The organism is Pseudomonas sp. W2Aug9, assembly GCF_023127755.1.
Classification (GTDB): Bacteria; Pseudomonadota; Gammaproteobacteria; order Pseudomonadales; family Pseudomonadaceae; genus Aquipseudomonas; species Aquipseudomonas synxantha_A.
Genome location: NZ_SPKL01000026.1, coordinates 21,712 through 43,797 on the forward strand (window position 1 = coordinate 21,712; position 22,086 = coordinate 43,797).

17 protein-coding genes and 1 tRNA gene are annotated in these 22,086 nt (G+C 60.3%); 8 read left to right on the forward strand and 10 right to left on the reverse strand.

Annotated features, from left to right (window positions below):
• Positions 1 to 41 precede the first annotated feature (41 nt).
• From E3O56_RS16265 to E3O56_RS16275, 3 genes are read left to right on the forward strand one after another with little or no spacing between them, the layout of a single operon-like run.
• Positions 42 to 1,268 carry a TolC family protein gene (locus E3O56_RS16265; RefSeq protein WP_248128557.1) on the forward strand — a complete coding sequence of 409 codons (1,227 nt, stop codon included), beginning with the start codon at positions 42 to 44 and terminating at the stop codon, positions 1,266 to 1,268.
• 19 nt (positions 1,269 to 1,287) lie between these two features.
• Positions 1,288 to 2,394, forward strand: coding sequence for an efflux RND transporter periplasmic adaptor subunit (locus E3O56_RS16270; RefSeq protein WP_078820219.1), 1,107 nt, complete (start codon positions 1,288 to 1,290; stop codon positions 2,392 to 2,394).
• 17 nt (positions 2,395 to 2,411) lie between these two features.
• Complete coding sequence (locus tag E3O56_RS16275; protein ID WP_248128558.1) at positions 2,412 to 5,555, forward strand: CusA/CzcA family heavy metal efflux RND transporter; 3,144 nt, start codon at positions 2,412 to 2,414, stop codon at positions 5,553 to 5,555.
• A gap of 59 nt (positions 5,556 to 5,614) precedes the next feature.
• Here the strand turns inward: E3O56_RS16275 and E3O56_RS16280 are convergent, their stop codons facing one another.
• From E3O56_RS16280 to E3O56_RS16290, 3 genes are all read right to left on the reverse strand, one after another.
• Positions 5,615 to 7,069, reverse strand: a complete 1,455-nt coding sequence (locus E3O56_RS16280; protein ID WP_078820221.1) for a heavy metal sensor histidine kinase — start codon at positions 7,067 to 7,069, stop codon at positions 5,615 to 5,617.
• Positions 7,066 to 7,740, reverse strand: coding sequence for a heavy metal response regulator transcription factor (locus E3O56_RS16285; RefSeq protein WP_005784544.1), 675 nt, complete (start codon positions 7,738 to 7,740; stop codon positions 7,066 to 7,068). Before E3O56_RS16285 ends, E3O56_RS16280 begins: the two co-directional genes overlap by 4 nt.
• 335 nt (positions 7,741 to 8,075) lie before the next feature.
• Positions 8,076 to 9,395, reverse strand: coding sequence for an OprD family porin (locus E3O56_RS16290; protein WP_248128559.1), 1,320 nt, complete (start codon positions 9,393 to 9,395; stop codon positions 8,076 to 8,078).
• 225 nt (positions 9,396 to 9,620) lie between these two features.
• Here E3O56_RS16290 and E3O56_RS16295 point away from each other — a divergent pair, with 225 nt between their 5' ends.
• Together E3O56_RS16295 and E3O56_RS16300 are read left to right on the forward strand one after the other, a co-directional pair.
• Entirely contained in the window at positions 9,621 to 9,953 is a 333-nt protein-coding gene (locus E3O56_RS16295; protein ID WP_032878036.1) for a DUF2790 domain-containing protein, read from the forward strand.
• 105 nt (positions 9,954 to 10,058) lie between these two features.
• Positions 10,059 to 11,375 (forward strand): PAS domain-containing methyl-accepting chemotaxis protein, encoded by a 1,317-nt coding sequence (locus tag E3O56_RS16300; protein WP_248128560.1) that lies wholly within the window; start codon positions 10,059 to 10,061, stop codon positions 11,373 to 11,375.
• 153 nt (positions 11,376 to 11,528) lie between these two features.
• Here the strand turns inward: E3O56_RS16300 and E3O56_RS16305 are convergent, their stop codons facing one another.
• Together E3O56_RS16305 and E3O56_RS16310 are read right to left on the reverse strand one after the other, a co-directional pair.
• Complete coding sequence (locus E3O56_RS16305; protein ID WP_005784550.1) at positions 11,529 to 11,765, reverse strand: hypothetical protein; 237 nt, start codon at positions 11,763 to 11,765, stop codon at positions 11,529 to 11,531.
• A gap of 446 nt (positions 11,766 to 12,211) precedes the next feature.
• On the reverse strand, positions 12,212 to 13,021 hold the full coding sequence (locus tag E3O56_RS16310) for an AraC family transcriptional regulator (RefSeq protein WP_032878033.1): 810 nt from the start codon (positions 13,019 to 13,021) through the stop codon (positions 12,212 to 12,214).
• Between the two features lie 162 nt (positions 13,022 to 13,183).
• On the opposite strand from E3O56_RS16310, the gene ddlA reads away from it, so the two are divergent.
• Positions 13,184 to 14,278: a D-alanine--D-alanine ligase gene (gene ddlA / locus E3O56_RS16315; protein ID WP_248128561.1), complete on the forward strand. Its 1,095-nt coding sequence runs from the start codon at positions 13,184 to 13,186 to the stop codon at positions 14,276 to 14,278.
• A gap of 3 nt (positions 14,279 to 14,281) precedes the next feature.
• Here the strand turns inward: ddlA and E3O56_RS16320 are convergent, their stop codons facing one another.
• The 5 genes from E3O56_RS16320 to E3O56_RS16340 form a co-directional block, all read right to left on the reverse strand.
• Positions 14,282 to 14,998: a polyphenol oxidase family protein gene (locus E3O56_RS16320; protein WP_103734678.1), complete on the reverse strand. Its 717-nt coding sequence runs from the start codon at positions 14,996 to 14,998 to the stop codon at positions 14,282 to 14,284.
• Between the two features lie 27 nt (positions 14,999 to 15,025).
• A complete protein-coding gene (ggt, locus tag E3O56_RS16325; protein WP_248128562.1) occupies positions 15,026 to 16,855 on the reverse strand; it encodes a gamma-glutamyltransferase in 1,830 nt (609 codons plus the stop codon).
• Between the two features lie 36 nt (positions 16,856 to 16,891).
• Complete coding sequence (locus E3O56_RS16330) at positions 16,892 to 17,671, reverse strand: PhzF family phenazine biosynthesis protein (RefSeq protein WP_248128563.1); 780 nt, start codon at positions 17,669 to 17,671, stop codon at positions 16,892 to 16,894.
• Between the two features lie 127 nt (positions 17,672 to 17,798).
• Positions 17,799 to 17,875 (reverse strand) — tRNA-Met (locus E3O56_RS16335).
• A gap of 238 nt (positions 17,876 to 18,113) precedes the next feature.
• Complete coding sequence (locus tag E3O56_RS16340) at positions 18,114 to 18,665, reverse strand: RNA polymerase sigma factor (RefSeq protein WP_078820225.1); 552 nt, start codon at positions 18,663 to 18,665, stop codon at positions 18,114 to 18,116.
• 263 nt (positions 18,666 to 18,928) lie between these two features.
• Between E3O56_RS16340 and E3O56_RS16345 the strand changes: the two genes are divergently transcribed.
• Both E3O56_RS16345 and sctV read left to right on the forward strand, forming a co-directional pair.
• A complete protein-coding gene (locus E3O56_RS16345; RefSeq protein ID WP_078820226.1) occupies positions 18,929 to 19,993 on the forward strand; it encodes a TyeA family type III secretion system gatekeeper subunit in 1,065 nt (354 codons plus the stop codon).
• On the forward strand, positions 19,990 to 22,083 hold the full coding sequence (gene sctV, locus E3O56_RS16350; RefSeq protein WP_103734675.1) for a type III secretion system export apparatus subunit SctV: 2,094 nt from the start codon (positions 19,990 to 19,992) through the stop codon (positions 22,081 to 22,083). The genes E3O56_RS16345 and sctV overlap by 4 nt, the downstream gene beginning before the upstream one ends.
• Positions 22,084 to 22,086 lie beyond the last annotated feature (3 nt).

Genomic DNA, 22,086 nt, shown 5'->3' on the forward strand with positions numbered 1-22,086 from the left:
CTGGGACACCTCAGCGACTTCATGGGCGTGGAACTCTCGTTATGGCAATTTCCGTTAGAACACTGTTGGGGGCGGCAGCATTGGCATTGTGGATATCCGCAAACGCCGCCCAGGCACAACCCCTCACCCTCGATGCAGCGCTGCAAACCGCCTTCGCCAACAACCCGGACCTGGCGGCCGCACAATGGGAAATCGACATCGCCCAGGGCGGCCGCCAGCAGGCCGGCTTGATCCCCAACCCGGTGGCCTCCTGGGATGCCGAAGACACCCGCCGCAACAGCCGCACCACCAGTATCAAACTCAGCCAGACCCTGGAACTGGGCGGCAAGCGCGGTGCGCGCATCGAGGTGGCCACCCGCGCCCAGGACGCCGCCGCGCTGACCCTGGAGCAGCGCCGTAACCTGTTGCGCGCCGAGGTCATCGACAGCTACTACGGCGCCCTGCGCGCCCAGGAGCGCCTCGACCTGGCGCAACGCTCCATGACGCTTGCCGAGCGCGGCCTGGTGGTCGCCAACGGGCGTGTCACCGCCGGCAAGTCATCACCGGTGGAAGCTACCCGCGCCCAGGTGCAGGTGTCGGAAATCCGCCTGGAATCGAACCGCGCACAGATTGGCCTCACTGATGCCTACCGTCGCCTGGCCACCAGCACCGGCAGTGCGGCCACCGACTTCCAGGCCGTCGCCACGCCAAACACCTCCGCGCCGGCGTTACCCGCCGCCGCGCCATTGCTGGCACGTCTTGAGCAAACCGCCGAACTGCGCCTGGCCGAACTGAACATTGTGCAGAACGAAGCCAGCGTGGGCCTGGAAAAAGCCCAGCGCATTCCGGACCTGGATGTGTCCATTGGCAGCCAGTACGACGCCAGCGTGCGCGAGCGGGTCAACCTGGTGGGCGTGTCGATGCCGATCCCGCTGTTCAACCGCAACCAGGGCAACATCCTCGCGGCCACTCGACGCGCCGACCAGGCCCGCGACCTGCGCAACGCCGCCGAGCTGCGCCTGCGCACCGAAACCCGCCAGGCCCTGGACCTGTGGCAAACGGCGAACACCGAAGTGCGTGCGTTCAACCAACAGATCCTGCCTGCCGCACAGAGCGCGGTAGACAGCGCCACCCGTGGTTTCGAGATGGGCAAGTTCAACTTTCTCGACGTGCTCGACGCCCAGCGTACCTTGATCGCGGCCCGCACCCAGTACCTCGCGGCGACGGCCCAGGCCACCGACGCCTGGGTGCGTATCGAACGAATTTACGGCGACCTCGCCCGGTTTTGATTTTTCCTGGAGTTCCCTGATGAACAAAAAACATGGCATGGCGCTCGCCGTCGCCTTGGGCCTGCTGCTATCGGGCTTGGCCCACGCCGAGGAAGAAGAAGGCAAACTTGAACTCACCGAGCAGCAGATCCAGGCCGCCGGTATTCAACTGGCCCAGGCGCAACCGCGCTCGATCAGCACGGTGCTGACGCTGCCCGGCGAGGTGCGTTTTGATGAAGACCGTACCTCCCACATCGTGCCCCGTGCTGCGGGCGTAGTGGAAGCGGTGAACGTCAATCTGGGCCAGTCGGTAAAAAAAGGCGAACTGTTGGCGGTGATCGCCAGCCAGCAGATTTCCGACCAGCGCAGTGAGTTGGCGGCCAGCCAGCGCCGGGTCGAACTGGCGCGTACCACCTTTGAGCGCGAGCGCCAGTTGTGGCAGGACAAAATCTCCGCCGAGCAGGATTACCTGCTGGCGCGGCAAACCCTGCAAGAGGCCGAAATCGCCCTGAACAATGCGCGGCAGAAGATGACCGCCCTCAGCGGCAGCGCAGTTCTGGCCGGTGGCAATCGCTATGAACTGCGGGCGCCGTTCGCCGGGGTGGTGGTGGAAAAACACCTGGGCGTGGGCGAGGTGGTCAGTGAAACCAGCAACGCATTCACGCTCTCGGACCTGTCTCAGGTGTGGGTCACCTTCGGTGTCTTTCCCAAGGACTTGAACAAGGTCCGTGTAGGCAAACCAGTAAAAGTCAGCTCGACGGAAATGGGCACCGAAGTGCTGGGCACCGTGGCGTATGTCGGCAACTTGCTCGGCGAGCAAACGCGTACCGCCACCGTGCGTGTGACGGTGCCCAACCCCGACGACGCCTGGCGTCCTGGTTTATTCGTGGCCGTGCAAGTCGCCACCGATACCTACCAGGCCAAGGTGACCGTGCCGCAAGCCGCCATCCAGACCGTCGAGGACAAGCCCTCGGTGTTCGTGCGCACTGCAGAAGGCTTTATCACCCGCCATCTTGAACTGGGCGTCAGTGAAAACGGCTACGTCGAAGTGCGTCAGGGCCTGGAGGCCGGTGCGCAAGTGGCGACGGCTGGCAGCTTCATCCTCAAGTCCGAACTGGGCAAAGGCTCGGCCGAACACGCCCATTGATCTGCGAGTGATTCTCCATGTTTGAGCGCCTTATCCAATTCGCCATCGAGCAGCGCATTATCGTGTTGCTGGCGGTGCTGTTGATGGCCGGTGTCGGCATCGCCAGCTATCAGAAACTGCCCATCGACGCGGTGCCCGATATCACCAACGTGCAGGTGCAGATCAACTCGGCGGCCGCCGGTTTTTCGCCGCTGGAAACCGAGCAGCGCATCACCTTTCCCATCGAAACCGCCATGGCCGGTCTGCCCGGCTTGCAGCAGACGCGTTCACTGTCGCGTTCCGGTTTGTCCCAGGTCACGGTGATTTTCAAGGACGGCACCGACCTGTTTTTTGCCCGCCAACTGGTCAACGAGCGCCTGCAAGTGGCCCGAGGACAATTGCCCGATGGCATCGAAACCGCGATGGGGCCGATTTCCACCGGGCTTGGGGAAATTTTCCTGTGGACCGTGGAGGCCCAGGACGGTGCGCGCAAGGACGACGGCACGCCGTACACACCGACCGACTTGCGGGTGATCCAGGACTGGATCATCAAACCGCAGCTGCGCAACGTGCCGGGCGTGGCCGAGATCAATACCATTGGCGGCTTCGCCAAGGAATATCAGATCGCACCGGACCCCAAGCGCCTGGCCGCCTACAACCTGACGCTCAACGATCTGGTGACCGCGCTGGAGCGCAACAACGCCAACGTTGGTGCCGGTTATATCGAGCGCAGCGGCGAGCAGTTGTTGATCCGCGCGCCGGGGCAAGTGGCGTCTATCGATGACATCGCCAACATTGTCATCACCACCTCGGACGGCACCCCGATTCGTGTGCGTAACGTGGCCCAGGTCGACATTGGCCGCGAGCTGCGCACCGGCGCCGCCACCGAAAACGGCCGCGAAGTAGTACTGGGCACCGTGTTCATGTTGATCGGTGAGAACAGCCGCAGCGTGTCCCAGGCAGTGGCGAAAAAGCTCGAGGAGATCAACCGTTCACTGCCCGAAGGCGTGGTGGCGGTCACCGTCTACGACCGCACCAACCTGGTGGAAAAAGCCATCGCCACCGTGAAGAAGAACCTCTTCGAAGGTGCGTTGCTGGTGGTGGCGGTGTTGTTCCTGTTCCTGGGCAATATTCGTGCGGCGCTGATCACGGCGATGGTGATTCCGCTGGCGATGCTGTTCACCTTCACCGGCATGTTCACCAACAAAGTCAGCGCCAACCTGATGAGTCTCGGTGCGCTGGACTTCGGCATTATCGTCGACGGTGCGGTGGTGATCGTCGAGAACGCCATCCGTCGTCTGGCCCATGCGCAGCAGCGTCACGGCCGCCTGCTGACCCGCAGTGAGCGCCTGCACGAAGTGTTCGCTGCTGCCAAAGAGGCGCGACGGGCGCTGATCTTCGGGCAACTGATCATCATGGTGGTGTACCTGCCGATCTTTGCTCTTACCGGGGTGGCCGGGAAGATGTTCCACCCGATGGCGTTCACGGTGGTGATTGCCTTGCTCGGCGCGATGATTCTGTCGGTGACCTTCGTACCGGCGGCGATTGCGTTGTTCGTCACCGGCAAGGTCAAGGAAGAAGAAAACTTCGTCATGCGCAGCGCACGCCGGGTGTATGACCCAGTGCTCAATTGGGTGATGACGCGCCGCCCCTTGGTATTTGGCCTGGCGCTGCTGACCATCGTCGTATCGGGCCTGGTCGCCAGCCGTATGGGCAGCGAATTTATCCCCAGCCTCAGCGAGGGCGACTTCGCCCAGCAGGCGCTGCGCGTACCTGGCACCAGCCTGACGCAATCGGTGCAGATGCAGCAGCAATTGGAAAAAACCTTGCTGGCCGAAGTGCCGGAAATCGAGCGGGTATTTGCGCGCACCGGTACGGCGGAAATCGCCTCCGACCCGATGCCGCCGAACATCTCCGACAGCTACGTGATGCTCAAACCCAAGGACCAATGGCCGGACCCGAGCAAGTCACGCGAGGCGATCATTGCCGACATCCAACGCGCCAGCGCGATTGTGCCGGGCAGCGTGTATGAGCTGTCGCAACCGATCCAGCTGCGTTTCAACGAGCTGATTTCCGGGGTGCGCAGCGATGTGGCGGTGAAGGTGTTTGGCGATGATATGGCAGTGCTCAACGCCACTGCCGGGGAAATCGCCGAGACCTTGCAAAAGCTCAACGGCGCCTCGGAAGTGAAGGTGGAACAGACCTCCGGCCTGCCGGTGCTGACCATCAATATCGACCGCGATAAGGCCGCTCGCTTTGGCCTGAATGTGGGCGATGTGCAGGACACCATCGCTGTCGCCGTCGGTGGGCGTCAGGCCGGTACGTTGTACGAAGGTGATCGGCGTTTCGACATGGTCGTGCGCCTGTCCGACGCACTGCGCACAGACATCGAAGGCTTGTCACGGCTGTTGATTCCGGTGCCGGCGCTGGCCGGTAGTACCTCGGGACAACTGGGCTTTATCGCCTTGTCCCAGGTCGCCAGCCTCGACCTGGTGCTGGGCCCCAACCAGATCAGTCGCGAGAATGGCAAGCGCCTGGTGATCGTCAGCGCCAACGTGCGTGGGCGTGATATCGGCTCGTTTGTCGAGGAAGCCGAAGCGGCCATTGCCACTCAGGTGAAAGTGCCCGCCGGTTACTGGACCACCTGGGGCGGGCAATTCGAGCAGTTGAAAGAAGCCTCCGAGCGCCTGCGTATCGTGGTGCCGGTGGCGTTGCTGCTGGTGTTCGGCCTGCTGTTCATGATGTTCAACAACCTCAAGGATGGCTTGCTGGTGTTCACCGGGATTCCGTTCGCGTTGACTGGTGGAATCATGGCGCTGTGGCTGCGGGATATTCCGCTATCGATTTCGGCGGGGGTGGGCTTTATCGCTTTGTCGGGTGTGGCGGTGCTGAACGGCCTGGTGATGATCGCCTTTATCCGCAACCTGCGCGAAGAAGGGCGCTCGTTAGCGGTGGCGATCCACGAAGGCGCGCTGACCCGCTTGCGCCCGGTGCTGATGACTGCGCTGGTGGCGTCCCTCGGGTTTATCCCCATGGCACTCGCCACCGGCACCGGCGCCGAAGTACAACGCCCGTTGGCGACGGTGGTGATTGGCGGGATTATTTCATCGACATTGCTGACGCTGCTGGTGTTGCCGGCGTTGTATCAGTGGGCTCATCGCCGCGAGGAAGAGACCGCCTGACAACCTTGAATGCACCACAAAACCAATGTGGGAGGGGGCTTGCTCCCGATAACGGTGGGTCAGTTGATACATGTATTGGCTGACACACTGCCATCGGGAGCAAGCCCCCTCCCACATTGGACCGGTGTTGGCTTCAGGGGAAAGGCCAGGCTGAACCGCGTGAAACGCCCGAGCTGGCTGGTCACATGAGCGTGCCCCTGGTGCAGGTGCATGATCGACTTGACGATAGCCAGCCCCAACCCGGTGCCACCCTCGGCGCGGGTTCGGCTGCTGTCGGCGCGGTAGAAACGTTCGAACAGGTGCGGCAGGTGGTGCGCGTCGATGCCTCGGCCGGGGTTGCCCACCGACAGCGACACGCTCTGGCCATAGGTTTCCACCAACAGCAGGATGCTCGAACCTTCTGGCGTATGGCGTATGGCATTGGAGAGCAAATTGGAAATCGCCCGCTGGATCATCAGACGATCCCCCGTCACCCAGGCCTCGCCGCGCAGGCTCAGGGTGACTTGCTTGTCTTCGGCACTCAGGGCAAACAGCTCCATCACTCGCTCGGCCTCTTGCCCCAGGGATACGTCGGTGAATGACGCCCGCGCCGCCGGATGGCTGACCTGGGCAAGGAACAGCATGTCGCTGACAATACGCCCCAGGCGTTCAAGCTCTTCGGTGCTGGATTCCAGCACCGCCTTGTATTCCTCCGGCGGGCGCTGGCGCGACAGGGTCAGTTGAGCCTTGCCCATCAGGTTGGTCAGCGGGGCGCGCAGTTCGTGGGCCAGGTCATCGGAGAATTGCGAGAGTTGCTGTACGCCCGCATCCAGGCGGTCGAGCATCACGTTGAAGCCTTGGGCCAGTTCCCCCAGTTCGTGGGGCAAATTGTCGACGGACAAACGGTGTGTCAGGTCCTGGGTGGTGACCTTCGCCGCCACCTGGCTGAATTGCTTCAACGGCGCCAAGCCGCGTTGTACCAACCACCAGGCACCCATGCCGATCAGTATCAACAGCAGCGGCAGCGCAATCAGCGTGGCGCGCAGATAGGCGCTGAGCAGTGCCTGGTCGTCTCTGCGGTCCAGGGACAGCAGCACCCGCACGCGTTCACCGCTGGCCAGGCGCATCAGGCTGGAGGCGCTGAGCACCTGGTTGCCGTCGCTGTCGGTCCAGTTCAGGTAGCCGAGGGTTTCCCGCGGTTTGAAGTCGGTGAGCAACGGCGATTGGGGCTTGGCGCCGATGTTCAGTAACACGCGGGTGTCGGGCGCGGTGCCGACGATAGTCAGGTAGAAATTGTCGTGGCCGATGACCAGGTCCAGCAGCGCATGGGGACGAGCGCGAATGGCCTGGGCGTCGAGCCCCAGGGACAGGCTGTGCTGGAGCTGCTCCATCTTGCTTTCCAGGCCCTTGCGCGCCAGTTTTTCCAGTTCATGGGTGAGGGCCAGGTAGGCCAGGGTGGCCAGCAGCAAGACCAGGCCCGCGCCCATCAGGCTGACGGTCAAACCCAGGCGCATCGACAGGCTGCCGGTTTTCATGGACGCGCCTCCAGCACGTAGCCGACGCCGCGAATGGTGTGGATCAGCTTGACCTCGCTCTGGTCGTCGACCTTGGCGCGCAGGCGGCTGATGGAGACTTCCACCACATTGGTGTCGCAGTCGAAATTCATGTCCCATACCAGCGAAATAATCTGCGTGCGGGTCAGCACTTCACCGCTCTGGCGCATCAGCACCTGCAGCAGGGCGAATTCCTTGGTGGTCAAGTCGATGCGCCGAGTGCCGCGATAGGCGCGGTGGCGACGCGGGTCCAGTTCCAGGTCCGAGACGCGGAACACTTCCGGCTGGGGGATGTGTTCGCTGCGCCGCAACAGGGTGCGCACCCGCGCCAGCAGCTCGGGGAACTCGAACGGCTTGACCAGGTAATCGTCGGCGCCCATGTCCAGGCCCTTGATCTTGTCCGCCAGCCTGCCGCGAGCCGTGAGCATCATCACCCGCTGGTTGCCGTTGCGGCGCAGTTGTTCCAGCACTTGCCAGCCATCCTTGCCCGGCAGGTTAACGTCCAGAATCACCAACTCGTAGGCATGCTGCTCGGCCAGGTGCAGGCCATCAATGCCATTGGCGGCGCAGTCGGCCACGTAGCCGCTTTCGTTCAAACCCTGTCGCAAATAGTCAGCGGTTTTTTGCTCGTCCTCAATCACAAGGATACGCATGGGGGTTACCTCTTGAATGATGGAGAGAAGGCGCCCATGTCCTTATGGCGGCTGTTATCAAAGTGGGAAAAGTCTGAAGGCTAAAGTAGCTTTAGGGTCAACTGCGACCATCGGTCGCATAGCCCGGCGCACAAAAAAAACGCCCCAAGCGGGGCGTTAAAAATTCATCTCTTTCCAAAGGAGCTACACAAAAGCTTCAGAGATGAACGTGCTCGGTAAATAAGTTGGCGCGAGTATAGAAAGTTGAACTTAACGAGAAGCTGAGGCCAATATTACAATTTTGATAACCGGCTATTTGTGAACAGATGTTAGTTAATCGCGAGCGAATGTAAGTGTCACAAAATGGCCAGTGGATATTCGGCGATCAAGCGAACTTCTTCCAGATCGGACTCAAAGGCGCTGGAGCGCACGGTGGCCTGGCGCAAGCGCAGGGACAAATCCTTGAAACGCCCACTTTGCACCACGTACTTGGCCTCGATATCCCGTTCCCAACGGCGTTGATCGGTCAGCGGGTTACCCGCCGCATCGCGACGCATGTACACGGCGTTGGCGTTGCTGTAGTCGGCGCCGGTGCCCTTGCCGTAGCGGGTCATGAACGACAGGCCCGGGATGCCGAACGCCTGCATGTCCAGGTCGTAGCGCACCATCCATGAGCGCTCCTTGGGCGAATTGAAGTCGCTGTACTGGATCGAGTTGTTGAGGAAGATCGAATCAGACTGGCGCAGGTAGTCGAAGTCATCGTCGCCATTGTTGCGCTGGTGCGACACGCCCACGCTATGGGCGCCGACCTTGACCCCAAGCCTGGCGCTCCAGATGCTGTTGTCGAATTCGCCGAGCCGTTTGCGGCCTTCGTCCACGGCCTTGTAGTAGTTGAAATCGCCGAACAGTGACACGTCGTCGGTCAGCGCATAGTTGGCGTTGCTGCCCAGGTAGTACTGATCCCATGCGTCCTTCAAGCGGCTGCTGTAGAGGCTCAAGCCAAGGTGGCTGTTGAGTTGGTAGTCCCCGCCGAAGTAGGCGATCCAAGGCGAGTCGACCTTGCCCGCATAGAACGTCGCGAAGCCTTTGTTCATCCCGCTTTCATTGGGCTGGCTCATGCCGCTCAAGCGTCCGCCTTGCAAGCTCAGGCCATTCAGGCTGGTGTTTTGTACGGTGAAACCGCGAAAGCTTTGGGGCAATACCCGTGAATCGCCGTACGCCACTACGGGCGTCAGCGGGAATACGTCGCCGGCCTTGATCACGGTGTCCAATACACGCAGTTTCGCCGCTCCGCCGAGTTTGCTGTAGCGGTTTTCGGGCTGATTGGTGCTGTCCACCGGCAACACACCGAAAGAGCCCTTGCCGCCACTACGGCCTGCACCGGAGTCGAGCTTGAGCCCCAGCATGGCAAACGCGTCCAGGCCAAACCCCACGGTGCCTTGGGTAAAGCCGGATTCGACCCGGCTGATCAGCCCCTGCGCCCAGGCTTCGGAATAGCCGTTACCGGTGGGGCTGGATTGGCCCTTGCGATCGTCGCGATTGAAGTAAAAATTGCGCGCCAGTACGTTCAGGCTGCTGCCTTCGATAAAACCGTCGGGCTTTTCCTGCCCTGCCGCCACGGCCAGGGGCAACGCGGCCATCAGTGAAAAGGGAAGGGTGTAGTGACGAATATTCATGATGCGCTCCTCGGTGATGGCAGTTATCGGCTTCTTATAGAGGCAGGCGTTCTTATTGATCTGGCCCAGACTGATAGTTGCAAACGGCGTATAACAGGCGCATTGCATGAAGATTACGATTCTGGAAACTAATGGCCATCTAACAAATACGTAATGTTCTGGTGAACCTGGTGTCAGGGTTCGTTGGTTAGTCTCGACACTTAACTTTTAGTCGAGGACTTGGTCATGAACTTCTATACAGTGGGTTTGGGCGTATTAACGGCGGTCTTGTCGTTCGGTGCACTGGCCGAAGGCGGAGGGGATCGCACCTTTGCCCTGATGATGGAGCGCAACGAGAAAGCCATGGCCGCCTATGCGATCAAAAAAGGCAAGGCGGTGCCTCAGGTGCAGACCTATCGCTACGGCATGGATCTGGATATCGCCAAGGTGGTCAACGTGACGCCGCCGATCCGCTCGTGCAACGCCGTGCCGTCGCGCATGACCTATGAAGACTCCAGCGGCAAGCTCAATACCCTGGAATATCAAGTGATGGGTGTGTGCCGATTCAATGGGGGCTGATGGCGCTGAAAATATAGTTCGACTTGGGCTGCAAGCTCTCTTTAGAAAATTGCGCCAGCGCCGATGCAGATTAGGACGCCCACCCCATTTGCCTAACGGTGCCCCATGTTCAATACCCGCCTGAAGCAGGAGCTGACCGCTCTGCGCGAAGAATTGTCGAGCTTGCTCCAGGTGAAAGAGAGCCTGGAAAACGAAATGCTCTGCCTGACACTGGACCCTGAAGGCCGTGTGGAGTGGGCCAATGCCAACTTCCTGCAGGAACTGGCTTACTCGCTGGGCGAGATTGTCGGGCGCGCGATCGAAGACCTGGTGCCGGCACATGTGCGCCAGGACGAGTTCCAACTGCGCTTCAAGCACGCGCTGGCCCGCGGGGAACACTTTGCCGGCGCCGTGCGCCTGATGCGTGGCAATGGCAAAGAAGCCTGGTTGCGCTCAATCTTGCAGCCGGTGCGCAGTTCACAGGGGCGCATCAAGCAGTTTTCGATGTTCTCCAGCGACCTTACCCGCACCATCGAGAGTTCGCGTGAACATGAAAACCTGATCACCGCGCTGATGCGTTCCACCGCGTTGATCGAGTTCGACCTGGACGGAAACGTGCTCACCGCCAATGACCGCTTCCTCAGCAGCATGGGTTACAGCCTGGCGCAGATCGAAGGTAAACATCACCGTATGTTCTGTGAGCCACAGGAATACAACAGCGCCGAGTACCAGCAGTTCTGGAAGCGCTTGAACGCCGGTGAGTTCGTGGCGGCGCGCTTCAAGCGTGTGGACAGCCACGGTCGCCTGGTGTGGTTGGAAGCCACCTATAACCCTGTGCTGGACGCCAACGAACGGCTGTACAAAGTGGTCAAGTTCGCCACGGTGATCACCGAGCAGGTCAACCGCGAGCAGGCGGTGGCCGAGGCCGCCAACATTGCCTACAGCACCTCCTTGCAAACCGACGACAGCGCCCAGCGCGGCACCACCGTGGTCACCCAGGCGGTGGACGTGATGCGCGACCTGGCCCAACACATGCAACAGGCTGGCGAAGGTATCGAGGCGCTGAATGCCCAGTCCCAGGTGATCGGCAGCATCGTCAAGACCATCAGTGGCATTGCCGAGCAGACCAACCTGCTGGCGCTCAACGCCGCCATCGAAGCCGCGCGTGCCGGTGAGCAGGGGCGTGGCTTTGCGGTGGTGGCCGATGAAGTGCGGCAACTGGCTTCACGCACCAGCAAAGCCACCGAGGAAATCGTCGGCGTAGTGCGCCAGAACCAGGACATGGCCCGCGATGCGGTTGCGCTGATGGCCGACGGTCGCCTGCAAGCCGAGCAAGGCCTGGCCCTGGCAGCCGAGGCGGGTACGGTGATTGTGGAAATTCAGGACGGTGCGCAAAAAGTGGTGAGTGCGGTCGGGCAGTTTGCCAATCAGTTGTCGAGCTAAAGAGCACGTTCGGACACCAAACTCGATTTTGGCGACAACAGAACCCAAATGTGGGAGCTGGCTTGCCTGCGATAGTATCGCCTCGGTGTATCTGATGTACCGAGGTGTCTGCATCGCAGGCAAGCCAGCTCCCACATGAGTTTTGTCGTGTTTTCAGGTGCGCGGCATGCACTCGATGGTGCGGTTTAGCACGGTCTTGGCCATCTCCAGCAAATGCCACGCGGCATGGATTCTGGCGCGGTCGTGGGGTTGCAGGTGATCGCAACAGTCCCACACGGTGGCAGAGGCGCTGTTGATCAGGTGTGAGATATAGAGTTGAGCGTCTTCGAAGCTGAGGTCTTCGTTGACGACGAGGCAGTCCATGGGTGGATCGGGAAGTGCTTTGGTCATGGTGTAACTCCTATTAACTCAAAGGAGCCGACCCGTCGCGACTAAACGTTGGGTGGCGGCTGTACGCAGGTTAGTCGACCGGCAAATAGGCAAAGTCCGGCGCACCCGAGGGCGCCCTGCGCACAGCCACCATAAAACCTCATGGAGGACCATGCGCCTATTAAATCCGAGCGACTAAACCCGATCACTGAAAAGGCAGTGACGGACCGAAGACTAGCCATCGATTCCAACAGGCACAAGGCGGCAGGGATTGTCTCGGAAACGTCCTGCAATTTAAAGGGACACAGCTTGCTGGCCCTTTACAAACCATGACCAAATGCCAGCAACACCACCTCATCCAACTGTGGGAGCTGGCTTGCCTGCGATAGCGGTGTGCCTGATACACCGAGGTGTCTGCATCGCAGGCAAGCCAGCTCCCACAGTTTGAACGTATTCCAACCCAGCACTCAGCGTCCGAGCATCTTTACCCAACGCGACGGCGGCATGCCGTAGGTGCTGCGAAATTGCCGGGTCATGTGGCTTTGGTCGGTGAAGCCGGCGGTCATTGCGGCATCCACCAGAGATTGGCCCTGGGCCAACAAGTGACGCACCAGGTCCAGCCTGCGCATGGTCAGGTAGCGGTAGGGGCTGGTGCCGAACAACAAGCGAAAATCCCGCGATAACGCCCAGCGGTCGCGGTCGGCATGGTCGGCTATTTCATCCAGGGTGATGCTGCGGCCCAGGGCGCTGTGGATAAATTCACGGGCGCGTTCGGCGGCCACGTAGTCGAAGGATTTACGGCTGACGACGGCACCGGATGCCTCGCTCAGGGCCTGGGCCAGGTCGAACATGGCGTCTTGCTCTTGCATCGGGTCAATCGGGCAATCCAAGCTTTGCAGCAGCACTTCGCTGGCGCGGTGCAGCCGAGGGTCGGTCGACAGGCCGCCGGGAATGAAAGGCAAGGGTTTGCCGCCGAGGATTTGCTGGATTAGCGCCGGCTCCACATAAATCATCCGGTACTTGAAGCCTTCATCGCTGCCGGCACGGCCGTCGTGGGTTTCGTCCGGGTGAATCACCATGGTGGTGCCGGGCATGCTGTGGGTCATGCCACCGCGATAATGAAAACTCTGCACGCCGAACAACGTGCGCCCGATGGCGTAGGTGTCATGGCGATGGGGGTCGAATGCGAAACCGGCAAAGTACGCCTCGATACGGTCCAGGCCGCTGGCGTGCGGGGCGCGGTGCAGCCAGTCGAGGGAGTGGGTGGGTTTGCCCATGGTGACTTGTCACAGAAGGAGGTGGGAACACGTTAACCGAGTCTGCCACGGTTGTCTGTCTGGGGTCTTGTACGATTGTGCAGGCGTCGGGTGGTGCAGATTGCTAGCGGATCGCTGACCGCCCGTGTTAAGAAGCCTTACTTTCAACAGTGAGGCCGGGTCATGAGCAAGGTGCGGGTAGGTATTATTTTTGGTGGCCGTTCGGCTGAGCATGAGGTCTCGCTGCAATCGGCGCGCAACATCGTCGATGCCCTCGACCGTTCGCGCTACGAGCCCATCCTGATCGGTATCGACAAGGCCGGCCACTGGCACCTCAACGACACGTCGAACTTCCTGATCAACCAGGAAAACCCGACCCTGATCGCCCTCAACCAATCCAACCGCGAATTGGCGGTGGTGCCCGGCAAGGCCAGCCAGCAGGTGGTGGAAACCTCCGGGCAGGGCCTGCTGGAACATATTGATGTGATCTTCCCGATTGTCCACGGCACCCTTGGCGAAGACGGTTGCCTGCAAGGTTTGCTGCGTATGGCCGACTTGCCTTTCGTCGGCTCCGACGTGCTCGGCTCGGCCGTGTGCATGGACAAAGACATCAGCAAGCGCCTGCTGCGTGACGCCGGTATTGCCGTCACGCCGTTCATCACCCTCACCCGTGGCAACGCGGCGCGCACTTCCTTTGAAGCGGCGGCGAACAAGCTCGGCGTGCCGATGTTCGTCAAGCCCGCCAACCAGGGCTCCTCAGTGGGCGTGAGCAAAGTCGGCAGCGAAGCCGAGTACCACGCTGCGGTTGAGCTGGCGTTGGGTTTTGATGAGAAAGTGCTGGTGGAGTCCGCCGTCCAGGGCCGTGAAATCGAATGCGCCGTGTTGGGCAATGACCACCCAATCGCCAGCGGTTGTGGTGAGATCGTGGTGAGCGACGGTTTTTATTCCTACGACAGCAAATACATCGACGATCAGGCCGCCCAAGTGGTGGTGCCTGCGGCTATCAGCCATGAAGCCAGCGAACGAATTCGCAGCTTGGCCATTGAAGCCTTTGAGGTGTTGGGTTGCGCAGGGCTGGCGCGGGTGGATGTGTTCCTGACGAATGAGGGCGAAGTCCTGATCAACGAGATCAACTCACTGCCTGGTTTTACCCGCATCAGCATGTACCCCAAGCTGTGGCAGGCGGCGGGCATGAGCTACAGCGAGTTGGTGAGCCGGTTGATTGAGTTGGCGTTGGAGCGACATGCGGGACGCAAGGGGTTGAAGAGCAATCGCTGATCGTTAGCGTGTACGAGCAATCCACGAATAGATCAATGTCTTCGGCTCCTCCAAGTGATGCGTCCTCCTGCGATAGCTGGCAAACGTCGGCGACGTGCAATAAGTGCACACGTCACTCACCTCGATCTGCTCGCGCTTGACCCCCGCCGCTTGCAGCAACAGCAGCCCATACCCGCTCAAGTCAAACCAGGCACTTCCCGCTTGCCTGGCGTGGGGCGGTGTAATGTGCGGAGCTTGTAGCGGTGTCGGTTGCTCAATGCTCCAGGGCGCCTGGCTGTCCTCCCATAGGTGGCCTTGATCCGCTTGGAACTGGGCAATGAACGTTTCACTCACCTCATAGCAGCAAGGCTTGATCGACGGCCCAATTGCCACCCGCAACTGGGCCGCGCTAATGCCTTCATCGATAAAACGCTGCACGGCATTGCCGATAATCCCGCGTTGCAGGCCCTTCCAGCCGCCATGAATGGCGGCCACTAAATCACCGCCTGCGATCAGGATGGGCAAACAGTCGGCCGTAATGACCGCAATTGGCTGCCGGCTCCGGGTGAACACCCCGTCAGCCTCAATCGTGTTGGCCGGCTGACCCGGCTGCCACTCGATCACTGACGCGCTGTGCACCTGTTTGCAAATAAACACGTCATCAGGGCGCAGCGGATCGTCAATCGAGCAAAAACCGTGATCCACGCCGGGGAGGGCATTGAGGTTACGGGCTTTGTTCACCGTGCATTCTCCTTTGATCAAAACCCCTTAGTCACCCAGCGCCTCGCCTTCACGCCGAGGGTCGGCGCCGCCGCTCAGCGACACCTTGCCCTGGGCATCCCGCGTGCGGACGATGGCCTGTACGCCGCTGGTCATATCGATCTCGCTCAGGGCATGGCCCTTGTCCTTGAGCGCTTGTTTGAGTGCAGGGCTGAACAGGCCGGTTTCCAACTCAGTGGCGCCATTGCGGCTGCCGAAATTCGGCAGGCTGATGGCCGCTTGCGGGTCGAGTTTCCAGTCGAGCATGGCCACCAGGGATTTGCTCACGTACTCGATGATCTGCGAACCGCCCGGGGAGCCCACGGTGGCAAGCAACTCACCACTGTTGCGATCGAACACCAGGGTCGGGGCCATGGCCGAGCGCGGGCGCTTGCCGGGTTGCACACGGTTGGCCACAGGCTGGCCGTTTTCTTCGGGGATGAACGAGAAATCGGTCATCTGGTTGTTGAGCAAAAAGCCCTGGACCATCACGTGGGAGCCGAACGCCGCTTCCACGGTGGTGGTCATCGACACCGCGCCACCCTGGTCGTCCACCGCCACCACTTGCGAGGTGGAGATGCGCAGCGGCGAGCGATCCGGTGCATACGCCACTTGAACGCCCTCCGGTTGGCCAGGCTTGGCGACCCCCATGCTGCGCTCGCGGATCAACGCGGCGCGCCGGGTCAGGTAGTTGGGTGCAACAAGGCCGGCAACCGGCACGGGGGTGAAGTCTGCATCGGCCACATACAGGGCGCGATCGGCAAAGGCCAGGCGCCCGGCTTCGGCGATCAGGTGCACGGCCTCGGGTGTCGGTTCAAGCCCGGCCGGCGAAGTACTCTTGTTCGGGGTCATCGGCGCGATCGCCAGGCGCGGGTCGCGGGTCTGCAGCGCCTGCAAGGTGCCAAGGATCTGCGCCACGGCAATCCCGCCAGAGGAGGGCGGCGGCATCCCGCAGATTTTCCATTGTTTGTAGTCGGTGCACAGTGGGGCGCGCTCCTTGGCGCTGTAGCCCTTGAGGTCGGCTACGGACAAGCTGCCGGCATTGTGATTGCCCTGCACCTTGCGTGCGATCTCATCGGCAATCGCCCCGTGGTACAGCGCATCCGGCCCTTCCTTGGCGATGCGCTTGAATACCGCGGCCAGCGCCGGGTTTTTCAACAGCGTGCCGGTGGCTTTGGGCGAGCCATCGGCATTCAGGAAGTACGCCGCCATCTCGGGCGATTGCACAATAAAGCGATCCGCCGCGATCAAGCTATGCAAGCGCGGTGAAATGGCAAAGCCCTGCTCCGACAGGCGGATCGCCGGCTCGAACAGCTTGGCCCATTGCAGATGGCCGCTCTTCTTGTGCGCCATTTCCAGTGCGCGTAATACACCCGGCGTGCCGACAGAGCGCCCGCCAATTTGCGCATCGGTGAACGCCATCGGCGTGCCGTCGGCCTTCAGGAACAAGCGCTCGGTCGCCCCCGCCGGTGCGGTCTCGCGGCCATCGTAGGCCTGCACGTTTTTGCCATCCCATAGCATGATGAACGCACCGCCACCAATGCCGGAAGACTGTGGCTCTACCAGGGTCAGCACCGCTTGCATCGCAATCGCCGCGTCGATGGCCGAACCGCCTTGGCGCAACATCTCGCGTCCGGCTTCGGCAGCCAACGGGTTGGCAGCGGCGGCCATATGGTGCTCGGCGTGGCGGGTACTCAGGTCAGTGCGATAGCCCGAACCCAACTCCGGTGCCGGTGGTTGTTCGGTGACAGACGTGTGGCAGGCCGCAAGGGCCAGGGCTGCTGCGATGACCGTCAGCTGACGGCGGGAAGTCAAAAGCACGCGCTGAACTCCGTTCATTTTGAGAATGATCTGTTGTCCTTCGGGAATTGCGTTTTACAGATAAATCGTGCCTTGCATATACAGCACCGCCTTGCCGGAGATAATCACGCGGTCGCCCTTGAGTTCACAGCGCAACTGGCCCTTGCGCTGGCCGCCTTGCTCGGCGGTCATCTGCAACTTGCCCAGGCGCTCGGCCCAGAACGTTGCCAGCGAGGTGTGCGCCGAGCCGGTGACCGGGTCTTCATTGACCCCCACATTCGGGCCGAACCAGCGTGAGACAAAATCAAACTGTGTGCTTTTGGCGGTGACTGCAATCCCACGTTTGGGCAGGCCCTTGAGCCGTGCGAAATCCGGTGTCAGTGCCGCCACCTGCGCTTCATTTTCCACCAGCACGATGTAGTCATCGGTGCCAAACACCTCAGCAGTTTCAATGCCCAGTGCGCTCAACATTCCGGCCGGTGGCTCGCAGTGTTGCGGCTGTTTGGCCGGGAAATCCATCGCCAGTTCATCGCCATTGCGCGTCACCCGCAACTCGCCGCTACGCGTTGCAAAGCGCAGCACTTGCGGCGCATCGGCCAGCATATGAATCAATACCCAGGCCGCCGCCAAGGTGGCATGGCCGCACAGGTCTACCTCGACTTCGGGGGTGAGCCAGCGCAGCTCGTAGAACTCGCCACGGGGTACAAAAAACGCGGTTTCCGAGAGGTTGTTTTCAGCCGCGATACTCTGCAGTTGCTCGTCGGGCAACCATTCGGTGAGCGGGCACACCGCCGCCGGGTTGCCGCCGAAGGGGTGTTGGCTGAAAGCGTCGACTTGGTAGATGTCCAGTTTCATCGGGGCACTCCGCATTTTAGGGAGGCTGGACACTAACAGTGGGGGTGGGGGGCGTCAAAATACAGTTGGGGAGTTTTTTACGCGCACAAAAAAACGGCCTACCTTTCGGTAAGCCGTTTTTAGTACTTGGTGGCTACACAGGGACTTGAACCCCGGACCCCAGCATTATGAATGCTATGCTCTAACCAACTGAGCTATGTAGCCAAGTGGCGCGCATTATTCGCTCGGAACGGCAATGCGTCAAGTCTTTTTGTTGAGTTTTTTTCTACGCTTTCAACCGTTTAACCGAAAACGCTGCTTTGGGTGACAGGCGGCAGGGAGGCTCGCTGGCGGATGCGCTCTGTAGCGGGGGGCAGATGCAGAGCATTGGTGTCTATCAGGCCAAGTCTGACAGTGTTGGGCAGATATCCCTGTCGCCCAACGCTTGCCCGGCTAATTCAGCTTAGCGATGCAGGGGTGTGTGGGTCACGCGCTTGAGCTGTTCGCGTGCCCGTGACAGGCGCGAGCGCACGGTGCCGATAGGGATGTCCAGTACGTCGGCGGTGTCCTGATAGCTACCGTCGGTTTCCAGTGAAGCGTACAGCGTCTTGCGCATCTCGGTCGGCAAGTGATCGATAGCGCTCAGGGTATTTTCCAGGCGCCGGTTGATCTCAAACTCCCAATCCAGACTGTGGGTGTCTTCCTGGCCATGCCACAGCGACTCATCGAATTCGCAATGTGCGGGTTTGGCGTACAGGCGCCGAAAGTGATTGCGGATCAGGTTCTGCGCGATGCCGCACATCCAGGTGCTGAGCGTTGCGGTGCCGCTGAAACGTTCGCGATTACGCCAGGCTTCCAGATAGGTCAATTGCAAAAGATCATCCGCATCTTCCGGGTTAAGCACGCGTTTATGAATAAAGCGGCGAAGCTTTTTCTGTTGATCGTCTGTCAGATGAAGCATGAATTGAGGCGAATTGCCACCAAGGTGAACTAAGGCTTCAATAGGAATATTCATGATTTTTTCCTTAAGGTAGACGCAGTCGAAACGTATCGACAGGAACCCGATTGCACTGCTTGTGCCAAACAGAAAAAATCACGTAACTACTTAATTTATATATATAAATATCTTGAATTGATGCTTTTTTACGCAGGCTTTTGCACGTGAGGATTAGAGGTCCGTGCAAGTATTTTCAAACGTGCCGTCGTCTCGAATTTCAATGGAACCGTATGGGGAGGCTTTGCCACACAGAGACACACTCTTCCTGAACTGGCCTGTCCATGAAAGTCGAATCGCGCAACGATGTGCCAACGGTCCAACGCCTGGATCAACCTGTTATCAGCAATACTGCCGTGCCTGCGCCTGCGAAGGGTGTTGATGAACTGGCCCAACTGTTCAATCAGGAAGTAGAGCTCAATAAACTTCCGCTGGCCCAGCGGCAGATGGCCCAGCGCGTGCCTGCTGCGGAACAACTGGTGCAGCTTTATGACCAGTTGGGGCATCCGGCCCAGGCGAGCATGGCCTCGGTTTCTCGCCGCATCAGGATGCAGTTACTGCAAAACGCCAGCGTCGACAAATTGCTCGACCTCACAGGCGGCGACCCGGCGCGTGCGTTCGTGGTCCTCAAGCACGTGGCAGGCCAGGCGGACGCTGAACTGCGTAAATCCGAGGCTGCCTTGGCCCGCGCAGCCATTGCCAAATTCGAGGCGCGTTTCAAGGGAGAAATCCAGGCTGGCCTGAACATTGCCGTAGCATTGCAAGCAGCCGGCGCGGACCCGCAGGAACGCCAGGCGCTCCGCGCGCTCTACTATGCCAGCGTGGTCACGCGCCAATCGCTGGCGACCATGATGCAAGCCCTGCTGGGCGTATACGGCGGCGAGCGCTTCTATGAAGGGCTCAATGTGATGCGTAAAGCCTTGGCAGACGATATCGCGGCCCGGGTGTCATCGATGCCCACCCCACTGTTGCGTTCTGTGCTGCTGGGCCTGCGAAGTTGCGGGCAGTTGGGCACCGTATTGGCCGATTGCCTGGCGTTCAACCTGCGACTGGGCATCGATCATGACGCCGTTTCCCTGCTGCAGCGCCTGCTTGGATACGCCGATAGCGGCATCGCCGCCGATGAAATCCTGCGGTTGGGGAATGAGATGGGGAGTGGATCACCCTCCAGGCAACTGGCCGCTCTCAACGCGCTTTACCCTCTTATCCGGCAGTTACCGTTGGCCTTATGGTCTGACAGTAGAGTCCGCGAGGAAACCTTGTTCAGGTTTGTAGCGGTGATGGACGAGCTGAACCGGATCGACGGTGGTACCCAGCGTTTTCCTGAGTTGGCCGGGGTTATGACGTGACCCTGCTGTCGACCATCAACGGCTTGCTGCTCAAAGTGGCACAGCGCGCAGAAGTGCTGGGCGCCGTGGTGGTCATGGCCATTGTCTTTATCTTTATCGTGCCACTGCCGACCTGGCTGGTAGATATTCTGATTGCGCTCAATATCTGCATATCTTGCCTGTTGATCGTACTGGCGCTTTATCTACCAGGCCCTCTGGCGTTCTCATCGTTCCCATCGATCCTGTTGCTGACCACCATGTTTCGTTTGGCGCTGTCGATTGCGACCACGCGCTTGATCCTGCTGGAACAGGACGCCGGTGACATCGTCGAGGCCTTCGGCAATTTCGTGGTGGGGGGAAACCTGGCGGTAGGGATGGTGATCTTTCTGATCCTGACCCTGGTCAACTTCCTGGTGATCACCAAGGGCTCGGAGCGGGTCGCCGAGGTGGCGGCGCGGTTCAGCCTGGATGCGATGCCGGGCAAACAGATGTCTATCGATAGTGATCTGCGTGCAGGGCTGATTGACGGCATGCAAGCGAGGGACAAGCGTGAGCAGTTGTCGCGTGAGAGCCAACTGTTCGGGGCCATGGATGGGGCCATGAAGTTCGTCAAGGGCGACGCTATCGCCGGCTTGATCATCGTCGTGGTCAACCTGTTGGGCGGCTTCTCCACAGGAATGTTCCAGCACGGCTTGAGCGCAGGCGATTCGATGGCGTTGTATTCGGTACTGACGATCGGCGATGGCCTGATTGCACAGATTCCGGCGCTGCTGATCTCTTTGACTGCGGGCATGATCATCACCCGTGTTGCGCCGGATGGACGCAAAGGCGTCAGTAACATGGGCGTCGAAATTGCCCGGCAAATGACCAGCGAGCCCAAGAGTTGGGTGATTGCCTCGGTGGGAATGCTTGCGTTTGCCGCGGTCCCTGGCATGCCTACCCTGGTATTTATCCTGATCGCGCTGATCACCGGCAGCGTGGGTTACTACCTGGTGCGCCAGCGTCAACACCAGGCAGAGCCTTCCAACGAGGCCGCCGAAGTCGTTCGCCCTGAAGAGAACGGTAAAGAGGACTTGCGCGGCTTTGACCCGTCGCGCCCTTACCTGTTGCAGTTTTCCCCTGTTCTGCGTGGCACGCCTGAAGTGACGAATCTGATTCACGGGATTCGCCAGGCGCGAAATTCGCTGGTCGCCAATATTGGCCTGACATTGCCGCCGTTCGAAGTCGAGCTCGATGACTCCCTGGCTCCCGATGAGATGCGCTTTTGTGTGCATGAAGTCCCCATGGTCAGGGCGTCAGTGGTCAATCATATGGCCGTTGAGCGCATGGCACTTGAGGTTGAGCCAGAGCACGCCATCGCCGGGTTGGCTGAGCGCGATGAACAGGATTGGCTCTGGTTGGCCCCTGACGATCCGCTGCTTGATGATCCGCAACTGGAGCGCTTCACCGCCACGAGCCTGATCCTGGAGCGTATGCGCAAGGCGATGATGCTCAGCGGGCCACAGTTCCTGGGGATTCAGGAGAGCAAGTCGATCCTGAGTTGGCTTGAGCATAATCAGCCGGAACTGGTGCAGGAACTGCAGCGCATCATGCCGCTGTCGCGTTTTTCTGCGGTGTTGCAGCGCCTGGCCAGTGAAGGTGTCCCCCTGCGGGCGGTGCGCCTGATTGTCGAATCGCTGATCGAGTACGGACAGCATGAGCGTGAGCCGGAAGCCCTGGCCGACTATGCACGCATTGCTCTCAAGGCGCAGATCTATCACCAGTACAGCGAGGCCGACGGCCTGCACGCCTGGCTGTTGTCTGCGCAAAGCGAAAACATCCTGCGCGAAGCCCTGCGCCAAACCCAGACCGGGGTGTTCTTTGCGTTGGACCAGGATCACAGCGCGGCGTTTATCAACCTGCTCAATCAGGCCTTTACCTTGAGGGCCAAGAGCAAAAGCGTGATGTTGGTGGCGCAGGACTTGCGCAGCCCCTTGCGGACTCTATTGCTCGAAGAGTTCAACCATGTACCGGTGCTGTCTTTCGCTGAGTTGGGGAGCGCATCCAAGGTCAAGGTGTTGGGGCGCATTGACCTCGGTCAGGAAGCATTGATGCGTGGCGCAGCGGCATGATTT

Bases quoted from the DNA above. Each gene is read 5' to 3' on its own strand.
- E3O56_RS16265 (WP_248128557.1), top strand. From the start codon at position 42: ATGGCAATTTCCGTTAGAACACTGTTGGGGGCGGCAGCATTGGCATTG.
- E3O56_RS16270 (WP_078820219.1), top strand. From the start codon at position 1,288: ATGAACAAAAAACATGGCATGGCGCTCGCCGTCGCCTTGGGCCTGCTG.
- E3O56_RS16275 (WP_248128558.1), top strand. From the start codon at position 2,412: ATGTTTGAGCGCCTTATCCAATTCGCCATCGAGCAGCGCATTATCGTG.
- E3O56_RS16280 (WP_078820221.1), bottom strand. From the start codon at position 7,069: ATGAAAACCGGCAGCCTGTCGATGCGCCTGGGTTTGACCGTCAGCCTG.
- E3O56_RS16285 (WP_005784544.1), bottom strand. From the start codon at position 7,740: ATGCGTATCCTTGTGATTGAGGACGAGCAAAAAACCGCTGACTATTTG.
- E3O56_RS16290 (WP_248128559.1), bottom strand. From the start codon at position 9,395: ATGAATATTCGTCACTACACCCTTCCCTTTTCACTGATGGCCGCGTTG.
- E3O56_RS16295 (WP_032878036.1), top strand. From the start codon at position 9,621: ATGAACTTCTATACAGTGGGTTTGGGCGTATTAACGGCGGTCTTGTCG.
- E3O56_RS16300 (WP_248128560.1), top strand. From the start codon at position 10,059: ATGTTCAATACCCGCCTGAAGCAGGAGCTGACCGCTCTGCGCGAAGAA.
- E3O56_RS16305 (WP_005784550.1), bottom strand. From the start codon at position 11,765: ATGACCAAAGCACTTCCCGATCCACCCATGGACTGCCTCGTCGTCAAC.
- E3O56_RS16310 (WP_032878033.1), bottom strand. From the start codon at position 13,021: ATGGGCAAACCCACCCACTCCCTCGACTGGCTGCACCGCGCCCCGCAC.
- ddlA (WP_248128561.1), top strand. From the start codon at position 13,184: ATGAGCAAGGTGCGGGTAGGTATTATTTTTGGTGGCCGTTCGGCTGAG.
- ggt (WP_248128562.1), bottom strand. From the start codon at position 16,855: ATGAACGGAGTTCAGCGCGTGCTTTTGACTTCCCGCCGTCAGCTGACG.
- E3O56_RS16330 (WP_248128563.1), bottom strand. From the start codon at position 17,671: ATGAAACTGGACATCTACCAAGTCGACGCTTTCAGCCAACACCCCTTC.
- E3O56_RS16340 (WP_078820225.1), bottom strand. From the start codon at position 18,665: ATGAATATTCCTATTGAAGCCTTAGTTCACCTTGGTGGCAATTCGCCT.
- E3O56_RS16345 (WP_078820226.1), top strand. From the start codon at position 18,929: ATGAAAGTCGAATCGCGCAACGATGTGCCAACGGTCCAACGCCTGGAT.